This is a genomic window from Paenibacillus campi (assembly GCF_034659835.1).
Taxonomy (GTDB): domain Bacteria; phylum Bacillota; class Bacilli; order Paenibacillales; family Paenibacillaceae; genus Saccharibacillus; species Saccharibacillus campi.
Window position 1 is genome coordinate 54,867 of sequence record NZ_JAXSQZ010000004.1, and the last position, 15,088, is coordinate 69,954.

Consider the following 15,088-nt stretch of genomic DNA (forward strand, 5'->3'; position numbering starts at 1 on the left):
GTCTTCAAACCGTCATACGCGTCATTATATTAGGCGAACGAGTTCATGTTTCCAAAGAAATGAAGCGCATCTACAGCGTAAACGAAACGATTAAATGCTCTGTCAAGCAGCTTGAAGACGGTGCATCGCCGATTGTCTACATGCTCTAATCTACAATGTATAACGAGGATCGCGGCTTCCCGTATAGGGGGCCGCCTCCTTTTTACTGCGTATTTTTACTGTTTATAACGAAGGTGCAGTCTAAGGACGGTAAGCGGACGAACGTTACGATATAGAGAAAAGGAAGGGTTGACTATGTATACATCTAAAGGCGAATATTCATTTTCTACTTGTTGGAACATTAAGCGTCATCCGCACGACGGAGCGGCGATGATCGAGGAAATTAAACGTCTCGGTTTTCAAAATGTAGAGTTGAACTACAATGTGACGATGGACATGCTGCAAACGATCGAGCCGATGATCGAACGTGGCGAAATCGGCATCTCCAGCGTGCATAATACGTTTCCGCATACGCCTGACCCGGATTATGGCACCGATTCGGTGCTGCTTGGCTTTGATGATCGGGAAAAACGCCAAAAAGCGATCGATCTGCTCGTCGGTTCGGCGGAATATGCGCATCGTTATGGTGCCAAAGCGGTCGTTGTGCATCCAGGTGAGGTACCGTTTACGTACAATATCGATGAACAATTGAAAGGCATTTATCATGAGCAGGGCAAAGATTCGCCTGCGTACCAGAAGCTATGGACAGACATGTTGGAACGGCGCGAAAGTTTGGCAGCTACGTATTTGGAGCGGATTCAGCACAGTTTGGAAGAAGTGTGTGATCGCACGTTGTCAAAAGGATACAATGTTGCGTTTGGCATTGAAACACGGTCGCGCTGTTATCAGATGCCGACACTTGCTGAAGCGAAAACAGTGCGTGAGCGTATGAAAGGGGCACCGGTCTACCTCTGGTACGATATCGGACATGGAATGATGATGGAGCGGATGGGGCTGTATCATAATGCTGAGGAAGCCAATGCGATGAAAGAGGATATTATCGGCGTTCATATTCACGAAACGCTCGGTTTGTCGGATCATTGGTGCCCGTATGTGCATAGTCGTGATCTGGAATTTTTTGATCGTTTTCTCGATATTATCGACTATGCGCCTATTAAAGTGTATGAGCTTAAGGCGGCATGTGAGCCGGATGAAATCGAAGCAAGCCATAAGCTGCTGACGGATAAAATCGCTGCACGCCAAGCAGGCAGTATGAAGGGAGTATAAATGATGCGGACGCTGGATAAGCTCGTTAATTTGAATGAAGAATGGGTTGAACACGGACTACACCGACAAATCATCGACCCGGATAGCCGCTACGATGGCGGGGTGATCGATATTACTAACGGCATCCCGTGGCCGAATCATCATGCCGGTACGCCGGTCTGGATGGCGGTGTGGACAGCAGCACTCGTCAATCCGGATTCCGTTTATTATCATAATGCTGACATATTGCAGCGGTTGGAACGGGCTGCCGAATATATGCTACGTGTGCAGCATGAAGACGGCTCGATCTCGCCGGGGTGGACGAATTTTCATTCACCGCCGGATACAGGCTTTGTCATTGTCGGTTATGCGCAGCTGTATTTGCTGTTATCGTCGCAAGTATGGTCGGAGGCGGAGCGGGTTGTTGAGCAGATAAAGCTGTTTTTGGAACGCACGATTCCGGTGATGCTGACGGGTGGTTGTCATACGCCGAATCATCGCTGGGTGCTATGCGCTGCACTTGGGTATTTGTATCGCATTTTCGGGGATGAGCGACTTACACAGCGTGCGGAGCAGTGGTTGGCGGAAGGATTGGACATTACGCCAGATGGCGAATGGACGGAGCGCAGCAATGGCATTTACAATGCGGTCAGCGATGTGATGCTGATCCATGCGGCACGGGAGTTGAATCGACCGGAGCTGTTGCAGCCAGCGCGTCGCAATTTGGAGATGATGATATATTTAATCCATCCGTCCGGTGAAGTGGTAACCGATTATTCCGGTCGTCAAGATTTCGGGCAAATGTTTACGATGGAAAGCTATTTGCTGTCCTATTATTTGCTGAACAAGATCGATCGTAATCCGCGTTTTGCCGCGATGGAGCAGCTTGCCGCGGATGCGATTCAAAATATGTTTAGCAGCGCCAACAATCCGTTGATCGGGATGCTGCTCTATCCGCGTGCTGCTGACGATGAGGTACAGCCGGAAGCATTGCCACACTATTATCGTCGTATGATCAACGGTACATTCGGGCGTGAGCACTACGTGGCAGACGTGCCGGCTGCCGGGCATCATAATGTGATTCGGTATAGCCGCCCCCATCTGGACTTTGGTGCGCCTGTACTGCGGATGCGTCAAGAGCGCACGAGTTTGACGATGATGACGGAAACATCCTCGCTGCTGGCACTTCGTCATGGCAATGTGCGTCTGCTGGGCGTGCAGCTAGCGTCTTATTTTAGCCCTGGTTTTGTGCCGATGCAGACGCTGACTGAGACGGATACTGGATATGTGATGACGGCGGTATATTACAAAGGCTATAATGGCCCAATTGCGGCGGAGCAGCTACCGGATTCGGCGGCGGGTGAAGTAAGTCCGTGGTATTTGTTACCGCATCAGTTTCGCGCGCCGACCCATACGTGCGCGTATCGGGTGGAAGTGGAAATGGTGGAGCAGATAGGTGGATTGGATTTGTATATTCGCTCGATCGAGCCGGCGGAAGTGATGACACAGTTGTCGTTTGTGTTTGGCAATGAGTCGGTAGTGGTAGCTGAAGATGGCGAGCTGGAACCAGTGCATGGCGAGGCGATTGCTTTGTGGAAAAATGGATTGATTCGTGTGGAAAATGGTGCGGATTGGATCGTATTGTCCGGCGGCGCGGCAGAGCATACGGCAGTTTCGGTACGTGAGGCAGCGTATCCAGGCGATTGCCGAACATTGTTGGTGAATCTGGTGACACCGTTTGAGCATAAGGTGAGTATTCGGCTATCGCCAGGTGCGGCGACGGATGGTGCGGCGCAGGCGTTGGAGTGGGTGGAACGTCAGCGGGGGTAAGGGTTGGGTTGGAAAAGGGGATAAGGGCATGGACTCCTGTGGAGTGTGTGTTCTTATCCCTTTTTGGTTTGTTGTGGAGGAGGATGTTCTTGTACAGAGAGCGACAGCTGATTTAATTAATCAGCACATCGAGCTTGAATTTCAATCCACGCTCCCGCACGGAGAGCGACTTGGTTAACGAGCGAACGTATAATTACAATGAAATGGCATTTCAATCCACGCTCTCGCACGGAGAGCGACATGTCTCCCTTTGCCACGAGCACCTTTTCGGTTTATTTCAATCCACGCTCTCGCACGGAGAGCGACTCTCCTAGACCCATCTTCTTGCGGATCTCTTTGGTTTATTTCAATCCACGCTCTCGCACGGAGAGCGACTGCGGGCACTTTCAGCCCTTATATAGCAAGGCAATTCACACTAAAAAGCGCGAACCTCCATTTTAGAGTAGCTGAATAAGCTTCAAAATACAACAAAAACGCTGAAATCCCTTGCCCAGCAAGGAGCGCGAACCTCCCAGAGATTTGATGTGAGCTTGGGGTTCGCGCTTTTTGGATATAAAAGGAAAAAAGCTGGATTAGATCAGCTTTCTCTAGTTATACCACTCGGTGTATCTAACAAAGCTGTTTTATTCTGCCGAATGGATCATGCGCACATCGTTCATTTTCGCTTCATCCGGTAGCGTTGGTCATCATTTAAATATCTAAACTTTCTCCCTATAAAAACGTTTAAAGAATTGCACTCATTTCGCATTCCTTCGTTTCATTTCATTTCACTTTGGTGTATGATATGGATATAAAAAGCCTGTGGTGCGTCAACACCACAGGCGAGAATAATAGGGCCGGCACATACGTCGGCGATCACGAATAACTTCAGAAGTTACAAGAAAACCGCCGGATTAGGTTCCCTGACCTTTAGCTCCGGCGGTTTTTCTTGTTTTTGCGACGTCGCTGCTTTGGCTTCCGCTTTTTGAGCAGATGGCGTATCTGTAACCAGACCAGTAAAAACTGACCTGTATGGATACCGATTGTAAGCAGTTTCATCACAAAATCAAGGTGCGACATGGCGTCACCTCCTTTCGGAGTGCGATGCCGTGCCTGTACCGCCGGATACGTATTATTCCTTTGTATAGTGTAGCATAGTGAGGTGAAGAAACGAACGGGGACTGCTCTGTTTATTCGTATACTTTGACGCAGAAAAGATTGGGTGAGACTTTTTTTCGCCTTCATATATAAATGCCCATGCTCTTTGTGCAAGGGGATAAATCATTTGGATATCCAGCTTGCTCCTATCAAAAACTTTAAATTTTAAATAATGACACTCCATTCGTATTCCATCTTTTCATTTCATTTCGCTTTGGTGTATAATATGGATATAAAAAAGCCTGCGGTGTTGGAGCACCACAGGCGAGAATAATAGAGCCGGCACATACGTCGGCGATCGCGAATAACTTCAGAAGTTACAAGAAAACCGCCGGATTGGTTTGCCAACCACTAGCCCCGGCGGTTTTTCTTGTTTTTGCGACGTCGCTGCTTTGGCTTCCGCTTTTTGAGCAGATGGCGTATCTGTAACCAGACGAGCAAAAACTGACCTGTATGGATACCGATTGTAAGCAGCTTCATCACAAAATCAAGGTGCGACATGGAATCATCTCCTTTCGGAGCGCGATGCCGTGCCTGTACCGCCGGATGCATATTATTCCTTTGTATAGTGTAGCATAGCGAGGTGAAGAAACGAACGGGGATTCATCTATTTATTCGTATGTTTTAACGTAAAAAAGATTTATTGCGACTTTTTTTCGCTTTCACATAATAATGCCCATGCTCTTTGTCCAAGAGCATGGGCATTTTGGGTTATATTGTCGGATGGGACGGTTATTTGGAGCCAGGCTCCCGCACGGAGAGCGACTGTGAAGACGGAATTTTTGAATCTTTCAAAATCTTAAATTTCAATCCACGCTCTCGCACGGAGAGCGACTGCGTGCACTTTCAGCCCTCATATAGCAAGGCATTTCACACCCAAAAGCGCGAACCTCCATTTTAGAGTAGCGCAAAGAACTCCAAAATACAACCAAAACGCCCAAATCCCTTACAGGGCAAGGAGCGCGAACCTCCCAGGGATTTCAGGTGCGCTTAGGGTTCGCGCTGGATCGTGTTTCCATACTATTATGCAATAGTTCGTACTGTCGATTGTAAGCGCTCGTTTTATGATTTACAAAAACACTCCTGCTGCCCACAAACTCCAATCAGCACATCACACGATCTAGAGCTAAACGCCTAACATCCTCTCTCTCCCTTTAACCCACAATCATTTCCCCAACCGCTTCTTCAAATGCGTACGCAGCGATTTCGCCAATGCAGGCTCATTCAACAGCTGATGCAGCGTAGCTGTCTCCCCTTTTTCTTCATACAAAATACGATTGCATTCCGCGATCGTTATGCCATTACCTTCGCGATGCAACCATTGAAACGTATCGCCAGCAGTAATCGTTCCCGCAGTAAGCACGCGGAAATAGAAACCGGAATAACCGGTGTCGCGCACGCGTATCACCATTTCGCTACGTTCGAGGTGGGCGGACAGTTTGAAGCAAGGTTGGCGTGGCTGGCTGACTTGGACGGTGGCGGTGCCGATTTGGTATGTATCACCGATGCAGACGTCGCGCTCGAGCAAGCCTTGCACGGTAAAATTTTCGCCAAAAGCGCCCGGCTCGAATGGGCGGTTCATCTGTTCGCTCCACCACGGGTAGTGGTCGGCGGAGTAGACGCAAGCTGCTTTATCCGGGCCGCCGTGGTTTTTCAGATCACCCTGACCGTCGTGCTCGATGCCGTCGGCGCTAATGGACAGCGACTCGGCAGTTGGCGTTTTGATAAAACCGGTATAGACGGATTTGCCATTCCATTCGACATCGATGGGCAGAGCGGTGTTTAGCGATAGCAGTCGTGCGATCAACGTTTCGTTTGCGGTGGATGTGTTCATATGGATTTCTCCTTTCAGTATGTAAAACGATAGCATCAGAGTGAAGATGTAGACATGTATGGATGTCAACATATTTACCGACATCAACAAGTAGGCTGTGTTCAATAAACATCAAGTTTAAACGTAACTGAGCATATTCATGAGCAAGTGAGCATTGGATAAACACAACTTAAATTGACCTGAGATAACCTACGACATTGATCAAGATGAATTGGAGTGTTGAATCTGTTTTAAGATCGTATTATTAGAATTTCAGTACACAATCAAAATGAACATTGAACTTGGTCGTTGTACTACAAGTATGACGTAAACATAAGCTTTCCGGTTCGTGAATCTTCAATTACAGCGGGAAACAAAGCGATTTTGCGTAGCACAGATTATACGGCGTTGCGCTTGGGAATATGTCATGTTTGCTCATTTATAGATTTCTTGGCTCGTCTGTAGATTTCCGGATTTAATATGCGATCTTTGCTCGATCTTCCCTTGTTCCTCATTGCAGTGATGATTGCTCCCACCGCTCCATGCTCGATCCCCATACGCGCCGTCAAATGCAGCGCCGTTCATATCCTGGCTTTGTGTCTTGACGATAATTGTATCATAATAATGGTTGGATACGATTTCAATCTGTCATACTCGAACGCTAGGCGTTTTGGAGTTGCACATATAAAGGGGAGCCAGATGGAAAGGTTATTTCGATGGACTATAATATTGCTGCTCTGCTTGTTCATCGTCGGCACCGCTCTGCCGGTTATGGCGAGCGGTGGGGGGGTGGCTCATGCTTATTTGCACAGTCATGTCAAAGACGATATAAGGCTGTTTACAGACAAAGATATCGAGCGCATGAACCGTGCGCTGGTGAATCATCATTATAAGCTGTATGTCGTAACTGCATCGGGTTACAACGAGGTAGCTGGGATGAAGCTGGCGGATCAAGTATATGATGAGCTGGGGCTCGGTTATGATGATCTGCTGCTGTTGATTACGACCAATCCGAATTTTGTGCATATAGCGTTTGAAAATGAACAGCTCGCCTTCCGTATCATGTCCAGTCGTGCGCGCAGCGTGCGCGGTGTGACCGACACGCAATTTGTACCTTATGCCAAAAATGGAGATGTTGCCGGTGGCGTTATCGCTGTCAGTGAATACATTAACGGCTTGGGCGCTGTACCTAGTGAAAATGCAAGCATAACAGATGAAAATACAGGCAAAGGTAACATCGCAGCGCCGATCACGTCGGACATGTCACACATAAGCGAGCAGCAAAATAACAATTTACATCACAAACGGCAACTGGTAATGCAAATTGGTACGGTAATATTGATCGTGCTTGTGCTTGCCAGTGTGCTGCTCGTGCTGCGCCGATTATCGACACGTCGGAAGCTGCTGCGACGCCGGACAGCGATCCAGCGCCAAATTAATAAAATGGAACATCGGCTTGCCGTGCTGCTTGGCTCGGATGCGCTGAATGTGAATCTGCCAACCGATGGCAGCAGCAAAGACAAAAGTATGCTGCAATCTCAACTACGTCAGGACGGGGAACAGCAGTTGCAACAACTTCAGCAATGCCGCATAGCTGTGCGTACAGTGCGGTTGCGACTGCTATCTCTGTCGCGCCCTAGATTGGAACTGGGCAGGCTAGAGCATGAATTACTGCTAATTGATGAGCAGTTGATTCCGTTGGAGCAGCAGCATGCGTTGCTGGATGGAACGGTGCCTGCTGAAGCTTCTGTGCCGACTAATCTGGTGGCGACTACAACTCATACTACTGCTATCGATTCGGATACAATTGTACCGTCTCTGCAAACATATGATCCGGCGCAAACGTATGATTTGGATGCGATCGCGGCGGAACTGGAGGCATTTATCGCCCGTGAAGGGCTATATGTCGGCGGAGCAGATCATCCGCTTGTACTGCTGGAACAGGCGCGTACCGATCAGCAGCGGATGCGTAATTTACAAGCTCGCGGCGATCGCAGTGGTGCGGCGGCAGCGGAGCGTACACTGGATAGTCATGTGCACAAAGCGCAGCGTTTAGTGGAGGACATGCTTCGCTTTCGCACGTATGCGATGCAACTGTCCGAGCAAGCGGAGCGAACGTTGGAGGAATATGAACTATTGCCTGACTGGTATGCACGTGAATGGGAGCGTTTGGAAGGGCATTATACAGAGTTGCATCTGGCACAGCAACGCAAGCGTTATGAGGAAATGAACGATTTGTTGCAGCGAATCGACCGACTGTGCCCGCAGATCGTCCATAATTTGCTTAGTGCGGCGCCGGATTATCGTCGTGCTTATGAAGATGGCATGCAGATCAGTATGGCGATCCAGCGTTTGCAGGAGCAGCGGCTTGCATTGCTTAGTTATGCGGAAGAACTTGATTTGCGCAAAAAGCTAAATATGGAGCGCTGGGAAGCGCTCAGCAGTCATCATCGTGATATCGCCAGTCGTTTAAGCGAGCAGCAGTTGGATCATCTGCAAATTAGCCCGTTTCAAGAGCAAAGCTTTCAGTCGCTCGAGCATGCCCGTCTGCTGCTATTGCAACAACCGGTCGATCTGTATACTGCCGAACAGTCGCTAGAGCTAAGCGAGCAGCATTTGGAACAGCTCATCCGTCAGTTTGAAACGGCAGAACGATCGATCCGCGCTGCTCAGCCAGATGGAGAGCAACCTTCCGGTAGCACTGCGGAGGAGAGTGTGGAAAATGAACAGCATGATATGCCACTCGACCAGCGTAAATTAGATGAGCACAAGTAAACAGGATAAAAGTTCCTCTGTACAAACTGTCAAGCGGATTAGAATGAGCGAGCAGAAGCAGAAGCAGAAGCAGAAGCAGAAGCAGAAGCAGAAGCAGAAGCAGAAGCAGAAGCAGAGCAAATAGCTAATAGGCTGTCTCAAATGAAAATTGTGTTTAAACGTACTTCAATCGATTCAGTACCAAGCGATGGTTAGATCGACAAACTGTAAATGTACTTGAGACAATCTACTAGGTGGTGTCTTCAAACGATCATCCTTGTCAGTTTATCGGTCGAATGGGTCACGCTTCAAGTGAGTTGAGCTGCTTATACGACAATAATCTAATGAAAAAACCCATCAAACTGCTTATAAAGAAGTTTGAAGACACGCCCTAGTACGTTGACCAAGTTCAATGTTCATTTGGATTGTGTACTGAAATCCTGATCCATACGATCTTAAAACAGATTCAACACGCATATTAATCTCGGTCAACACCAGAGCTTAATCCTCCTGAACAACCTTGCAAAGCGATGTTAAGCCTGTTATAAACTGGCAGCAAAATGAACAAAAGAAAGCCCTGCTACATGCAACTTGACCGTCACGATGACCGACGGTGCTGTTTGCAGCAGGGCTTATTTATCGTATTCGTAGCGTAAACGTCACCGCTTATTGTTTCATAGGCATCATTCATGTACATGAGCTGCCATGTACATAAGCTGCGGATTGGCAGAGGAAGATTATGGCGGATAGAGGCGAGCAACCGCTTGATTGAATCGCCAGTCGATCGTTGCACCTGACCGCTAGTAGCTTCATATCCGTCAGCGACATGCTTTATCGCACACTGCTTGCTCGGTCTGCATGATCAATCGGTTTATTTATTTATTTATTTATTTACGAGCGGACGGACTTCCAGCGCCAGATCAGTTCACCGAGCAAATAACCGCACAATAAAAAGAGCGGTACGGTGCGTGAAATTTCACCCAAAATGCCGTCCAGCGTCAGTGCAAAGGTATGATCCATATAATGCATCGCCATCACTCCGAGCGAGGTGACGCCGCCGTAGCCGCACACACCTTCACACCAGATGAATTGATATTTACTCATCCTGACCTCCAACGCTTTGCGTATGATGGTTTTATCATAAAACATTACGAAAGCGGCTTCAATACTAAAAATGGAAATAGCTGCCGTTATTTTGTATCCATCGGCTGGATAAAATGGTGCAGATCATGATCCGCTTTTGCCTGATTGCATAAATTGCATGCACAGACACAATTGAGTGGTGTCGTATGCCCGCCACGTGCACGCGGCAACAGATGATCGATCGTATCCCCGTAGCCGCCGCAAAAATAACATGTATAATGATCACGTTCCAAAATATACTTTCGAAACGAGCGATTGCTGTACAGCCTGCGAATCGTATGCCGATTCACGACGACTGCGGCGTATTGTTCGACCAATGTCACCGCGGTGTCCAGATCGGTCTCCTGATGCCAGCGCCGCCCTTTATCGGTGCGACCGCGCATATGCACAATGCCGCGGCGGGTCGGGCGCAAGATGGACAGATCGAGCCCGTGCCCGCGAATATCGCTCGCTTCGATAGAGGGCAGACTGCGAACCGGACGTGCGGTTACGATGGCGGAGCTGGCTTCATGACGAGCTGCCGAGCGAATGAGCTGTGTTTCCGCTCCATTCCTGTCAGCAGATTGCGCTGTGACTATGGCACCGGATGGCAGTGCGGCAGCAGCGGTCGCCTGTTGCGCTGCTACTGTCTGATCGTCTACATATGCTGAATCGGCGGCTGATGTCTTGAACTCGGCAGTGGCGATCTTTAATTGTTTGCGGCAATGGCGACAGGTGCCACGGCGACGCGCTCGTCCGGACTTGCGCCCGGTTCGTTTTAAATAATGGGAGAGCGGATACGTCTGACCGCAACGTGAACAAACTTTACTTGGGTTTTCTGCCGCCGCGTCTGCACTATGCTCTTGTTGTGGTGCACAATCGACTACATCGGCAGCGACTGTTGCTGATTCCGAACCAATATGCTGCATCGTTCTCACCTGTTTTCTGTAAATTATCCTGTTGGGAGGATCGCCAGCTTGTGGCTATAGCGGCAGCAAATCCTGTCGTTTGGCAATCGGTTCGCAATCTTTACATACGCCGACCAGACCACCTTTATCGGTAGCGTAAAATGTCAGACGGTGAACTTCCTTTTTGCAATATGAGCATTTTTGCAGTCGTAGCTTGGGCACATCGCCTGACTTGGACAAAGGGAGCGGTCGTACGGTCGCAGGTACAGCCTTTTTGTGCTCTTGCAGCTGATCGCCTTTTAAAAGCTGCTCTGGTAGCTGCTGGGTGCGTTTCATCTCTTTGCCTGGCGTTACGCGGCGCTGCCGAAAGTCGGCAAGATCGACTACATTATGCGACGTAGCGCCTGTTTGTCCGCTTGTCGCTGTCTCGTCCGGTCTCGGAGTGTGATGATTGATCAGTTTACGCGGCTGGGCGAACAGGATCAAGCTGATCCAAACGGCGACCAATACGATCGCAACCATTCCAACTGCCATTAAAATCCATCCAGGGTGCATCTAACTCACCTTCCTCGCTGATAATTAAGCCGTGCTGCGCTGTACTCTGGCGGTGATTCCCTTTTAATTCCTGCTCATCCCTTTTTTGTTACATTTTAATTTGATATAATGCGTGACAAGGGCAGGGAGGAGAAACGAAAAGGCTTTTCCCGTTGCCAGCTACATATAGGTCAGAGTACGCAAACGGTGGAACAGAAGAAGCTGATTGAAACTATGAAAGGAATGAAGCCTGTGAACAAGAAAATGAGACGATTGACGGTACTATGTCTGCTGGCTGTCCTGTTCGCTTCTGTACTCAGTTCGTGCGGATCGGATACCAGTAGTAATGAAGAAGATGGACGGGTGACGATTAAGTTTTGGACGATTGCCTTGCAACCGACTTTTAACGATTATTTCAATAATCTAATCTCAGAATACCAAAAAAACCACCCCGGCGTCACGGTAGAATGGAGCGATTATCCGTATGATGCTATCTCTAATAAACTATTAACCGGAATTGCGAGTGGTAACGTGCCTGATGTCGTCAATTTGAATACCGAATTTGCCAATCAGATGGCTTCCAAAGGCGCATTAGCCGATCTGACGCCGTATTTGAGCGATCAGGAACGGCAATCTTATTTTGACGGTATTTTTAATTCGACCGTCCTTGCTGGCAAACCGTATGCACTGCCTTGGTATACTGGCACCGAAGTGCTGTATATGAACACAAGGCTCGTAAAACAGGCGGGACTAAATCCGGCGAATCCACCGAAAACACGTGATGAGCTGAACGAATGGGCACGTACGATCAAAGCAAAAACAGGCGCGAGCGGCTATGCGCTTACGTTTGCGGCGCGCTTGTTCCCAGTGGAAGGCATATCGATTCTGAATGAGGATAAAACGGCTGCCGCCTTCAACACACCGGCAGCGCTGCAAATGATCGAGCATATGCAGCAGTTGATTCAGCAAGGGGTAATCGTACGCGACAACGCTAATTTTGACAAACAAATCCAGTATTATTCCAGCGAACAGACCGCATTTGAGATCGCTGGGCCGACATTTATTAACTTTATCAAAACGGCGGCACCGGATGTGTATCAAAATACGATCGCTGTGCCGCTGCCGACTGGCAAAGCTGATGTGCGCCTGTCCAATACGATGGATTTGGTCATACCGGCGAAGTCCGGCAATCCGAAACAGGCAGCTGAATTCGCCAAATTCATTACCGATGCAACCAATCAGACGTCATTTGCCAAAGCAGCCAATACGTTGCCAAGCACAAAAGCATCGATTAAAGACCCGTATTTTACCGAAAACAACAACTCACTTGAAGCGCAAGCAAAAGTCGCTTCGGCTAAAAGTCTCGACAAAGCGGTCGATTATATGGTCGGTGTGCCCAATGCCGGGGATATTAACTCCGCCATTGCGGTGCAGTTGCAAGAAATTTTCCTGAACGGCAAAGACCCGCAGCAAGGTCTCACTATGGCGGAGCAGGAAGTGAATCAAATTTTGAAGCAGTAAAATAAAACAAACACCTGTAACGATGCAACCATTAACGTAGACGACAGATTACAGATTACGACGACTTCTATTTTTTCATTTGCTGTGAACTTAACAAGACGCTCGATCACAGTGACTCCTATCCTCATCTGGAAGTGAGAACGGACTGACCCTGAAAAGGCGGTGAACGCGCATGACAAGATGGATGAAAACCGAGACGTTTGCCGCGTGGGCGTTTATGGCACCCGGTTTACTCATTGTGGCGGTATTCGTATTGTGGCCGATATTGTACGGCATTCCGCTGTCCCTGACCGATTATTCGGTTATCGGGGAAACGCATTATGTAGGCTTTAAAAATTATGTGACCGCTGTGCATGATCGCAGCTTTCTCATATCGCTCTGGAACTCGCTCGTGTATGTGCTGATCGTGCCGTGCATCCAGATCATTTCGATTTTGATGGCGATTCTCGTCAATACAAGGCTACCGCTAATCAAAGCGTTTCGCGCCGCTTATTATGTGCCGGTCGTCACCTCGATGGTCGCGGTGGCGCTAATGTGGAGCTGGCTGTTCAGCAGCAATGGTGTCGTCAACTATGTGCTGATGCAGCTTGGCATCATTCACGAGCAGATCGGCTGGCTGTCGACGAGCAGCACGGCGTTGTATGCGCTCATGTTTATTACGCTCTGGAAAGGGCTTGGTTATTATATGGTGTTATACCTTGCCGGTTTACAGTCGATTCCGTCCGAGCTGTATGAAGCGGCGATGATCGATGGGGCAAGCCGCTGGCAGACGGTGCTGCGGATCACGATCCCGCTATTGCGTCCGCATATTTTGTTTTGTACACTAATTTCGCTCATGGGGGCGATCCGTGTATTTGACGAAATGTTTGTGCTAACCAAGGGCGGTCCCGGCAATGCAACATTAACGTCCAGCCTGTACATTTACCAAAAAGGGCTAGAGCAATTCAATTTCGGTTATGCTTCCGCACTAGGGCTAATCGTGAGTGTTATTGTCGGTGCGCTTAGCATCGTCGTGTTCCGTTTGAACCGGAAAGGCGGTGTACAAACGTACTCATGAACAATGCGATGAAGTATTCCCGCGACCATTCGCTGTCATCTGCCCGAGCGCTGCGTGTGGTGAAAAAGACGCTGCGTTATACGATCATTTATGCGCTGCTGCTATTGCTGGCATTACTAATGACCGGGCCATTTTTGTGGCTGCTTAGTGTGTCGCTCATGCCGGGACGGAATGTGTTTTCTAACCCGCCAGCGATTTTGCCGACGTTTATCAATTTTGCAAACTATGTGCAAGTATGGAATTACATGAATTTCCCGCGTTATATTATGAACACGGTCATGATTACCGCGCTTGGTGTGGCGGCAAATATTGTTTTGTCGTGTATGACGGCGTATCCGCTAGCGCTGTTTCGGTTTAAAGGTAGAGATATCGTGTTTACGCTGCTGATCGCTACGATGATCATCCCGTCAGCAACGGCGATGATCGTGCATTATTTGACGATTCAGTGGCTGCATCTGGGCAATACGTATATCGGGGTCGTATTGCCTGCCGCTGTATCGGTGTTTAATATTTTCCTGATGCGGCAAACGTTTCTCGGCATTCCGACTGAGATTCGTGATTCCGGCAAAATGGATGGTGCGTCCGAGCTGCGCATTTGGTGGCAGCTTGTATTGCCGCTTGTGAAGCCGGGCATTGCGGTCATTTTGCTGCTCGAAGTGATGGCGTTTTGGAACAATTTCCTGTGGCCGATCGTCGTGCTGGACGATCCGCAAAAATATCCGCTTGCCGCTGCACTGACGTATTTAAATGGACAGTTTGCTTACAATTTCGGCTGGATCGCGGCGGGTACGATCATTTCGGTCATTCCGATTATCGCCATTTTCCTATTTACACAGCGTTATTATATGGAAGGGCTAGCTGGGGCGGTCAAAGGATAACGTAGCCGGTGCAATGAGTGCGTTGCCGTATTGCAGCCTCTATACGATTGATCCTATGTGTAATTTATAACGTCTAGGTGAAGATCGACATCGCCGCAACGAACCGGATGAAGCGCAATTTCAAACGGGATAGAGATAAGCGGACAAAAGGATACTGAAACTATCCGGTGTAATTGCCGCTTGCAGTTGATCTCATTTGTGCACGATGCTCTTAGCAGGCACTTCCGTCGAAGCGTGGACGTAGCACTTCGCGCTCAAACCCGAACGTTGATCATAGGTTGCCATGCTG

The 15,088-nt window shown here is 48.7% G+C and carries 12 protein-coding genes; 6 read left to right on the forward strand and 6 right to left on the reverse strand.

The genetic code is table 11. The features are described from left to right. Positions 1 to 294: 294 nt before the first annotated feature. A complete protein-coding gene (locus U1I11_RS11355) occupies positions 295 to 1,266 on the forward strand; it encodes a sugar phosphate isomerase/epimerase family protein (RefSeq protein ID WP_322906245.1) in 972 nt (323 codons plus the stop codon). Continuing rightward, the gene (locus tag U1I11_RS11360) at positions 1,267 to 3,075 is read left to right on the forward strand and encodes a hypothetical protein (RefSeq protein ID WP_322906246.1); all 1,809 of its coding nucleotides are present in this window, start codon (positions 1,267 to 1,269) and stop codon (positions 3,073 to 3,075) included. Between the two features lie 909 nt (positions 3,076 to 3,984). On the opposite strand, the gene U1I11_RS11365 is transcribed toward U1I11_RS11360, so the two are convergent. From U1I11_RS11365 to U1I11_RS11375, 3 genes are all read right to left on the reverse strand, one after another. Further along, on the reverse strand, positions 3,985 to 4,134 hold the full coding sequence (locus U1I11_RS11365; protein WP_322906247.1) for a hypothetical protein: 150 nt from the start codon (positions 4,132 to 4,134) through the stop codon (positions 3,985 to 3,987). A 429-nt stretch (positions 4,135 to 4,563) separates the two neighbouring features. Beyond that, a complete protein-coding gene (locus U1I11_RS11370; protein WP_322906248.1) occupies positions 4,564 to 4,713 on the reverse strand; it encodes a hypothetical protein in 150 nt (49 codons plus the stop codon). 664 nt (positions 4,714 to 5,377) lie between these two features. Beyond that, on the reverse strand, positions 5,378 to 6,046 hold the full coding sequence (locus tag U1I11_RS11375; protein WP_322906249.1) for an MOSC domain-containing protein: 669 nt from the start codon (positions 6,044 to 6,046) through the stop codon (positions 5,378 to 5,380). A 678-nt stretch (positions 6,047 to 6,724) separates the two neighbouring features. On the opposite strand from U1I11_RS11375, the gene U1I11_RS11380 reads away from it, so the two are divergent. Beyond that, positions 6,725 to 8,800 carry a TPM domain-containing protein gene (locus tag U1I11_RS11380; RefSeq protein ID WP_322906250.1) on the forward strand — a complete coding sequence of 692 codons (2,076 nt, stop codon included), beginning with the start codon at positions 6,725 to 6,727 and terminating at the stop codon, positions 8,798 to 8,800. A gap of 870 nt (positions 8,801 to 9,670) precedes the next feature. On the opposite strand, the gene U1I11_RS11385 is transcribed toward U1I11_RS11380, so the two are convergent. From U1I11_RS11385 to U1I11_RS11395, 3 genes are all read right to left on the reverse strand, one after another. After that, entirely contained in the window at positions 9,671 to 9,883 is a 213-nt protein-coding gene (locus tag U1I11_RS11385; RefSeq protein ID WP_322906251.1) for a hypothetical protein, read from the reverse strand. Positions 9,884 to 9,969: 86 nt separating this feature from the next. Further along, complete coding sequence (locus U1I11_RS11390) at positions 9,970 to 10,830, reverse strand: HNH endonuclease (protein ID WP_322906252.1); 861 nt, start codon at positions 10,828 to 10,830, stop codon at positions 9,970 to 9,972. 54 nt (positions 10,831 to 10,884) lie between these two features. After that, positions 10,885 to 11,343, reverse strand: coding sequence for a hypothetical protein (locus U1I11_RS11395; RefSeq protein WP_322906253.1), 459 nt, complete (start codon positions 11,341 to 11,343; stop codon positions 10,885 to 10,887). Between the two features lie 243 nt (positions 11,344 to 11,586). On the opposite strand from U1I11_RS11395, the gene U1I11_RS11400 reads away from it, so the two are divergent. The 3 genes from U1I11_RS11400 (at position 11,587) to U1I11_RS11410 (ending at position 14,799) form a co-directional block, all read left to right on the forward strand. Next, positions 11,587 to 12,864 carry an ABC transporter substrate-binding protein gene (locus U1I11_RS11400; RefSeq protein WP_322906597.1) on the forward strand — a complete coding sequence of 426 codons (1,278 nt, stop codon included), beginning with the start codon at positions 11,587 to 11,589 and terminating at the stop codon, positions 12,862 to 12,864. Positions 12,865 to 13,036: 172 nt separating this feature from the next. Continuing rightward, entirely contained in the window at positions 13,037 to 13,921 is an 885-nt protein-coding gene (locus U1I11_RS11405; protein WP_322906254.1) for a carbohydrate ABC transporter permease, read from the forward strand. Then, positions 13,918 to 14,799 carry a carbohydrate ABC transporter permease gene (locus U1I11_RS11410; protein WP_322906255.1) on the forward strand — a complete coding sequence of 294 codons (882 nt, stop codon included), beginning with the start codon at positions 13,918 to 13,920 and terminating at the stop codon, positions 14,797 to 14,799. The genes U1I11_RS11405 and U1I11_RS11410 overlap by 4 nt, the downstream gene beginning before the upstream one ends. Positions 14,800 to 15,088: the final 289 nt, after the last annotated feature.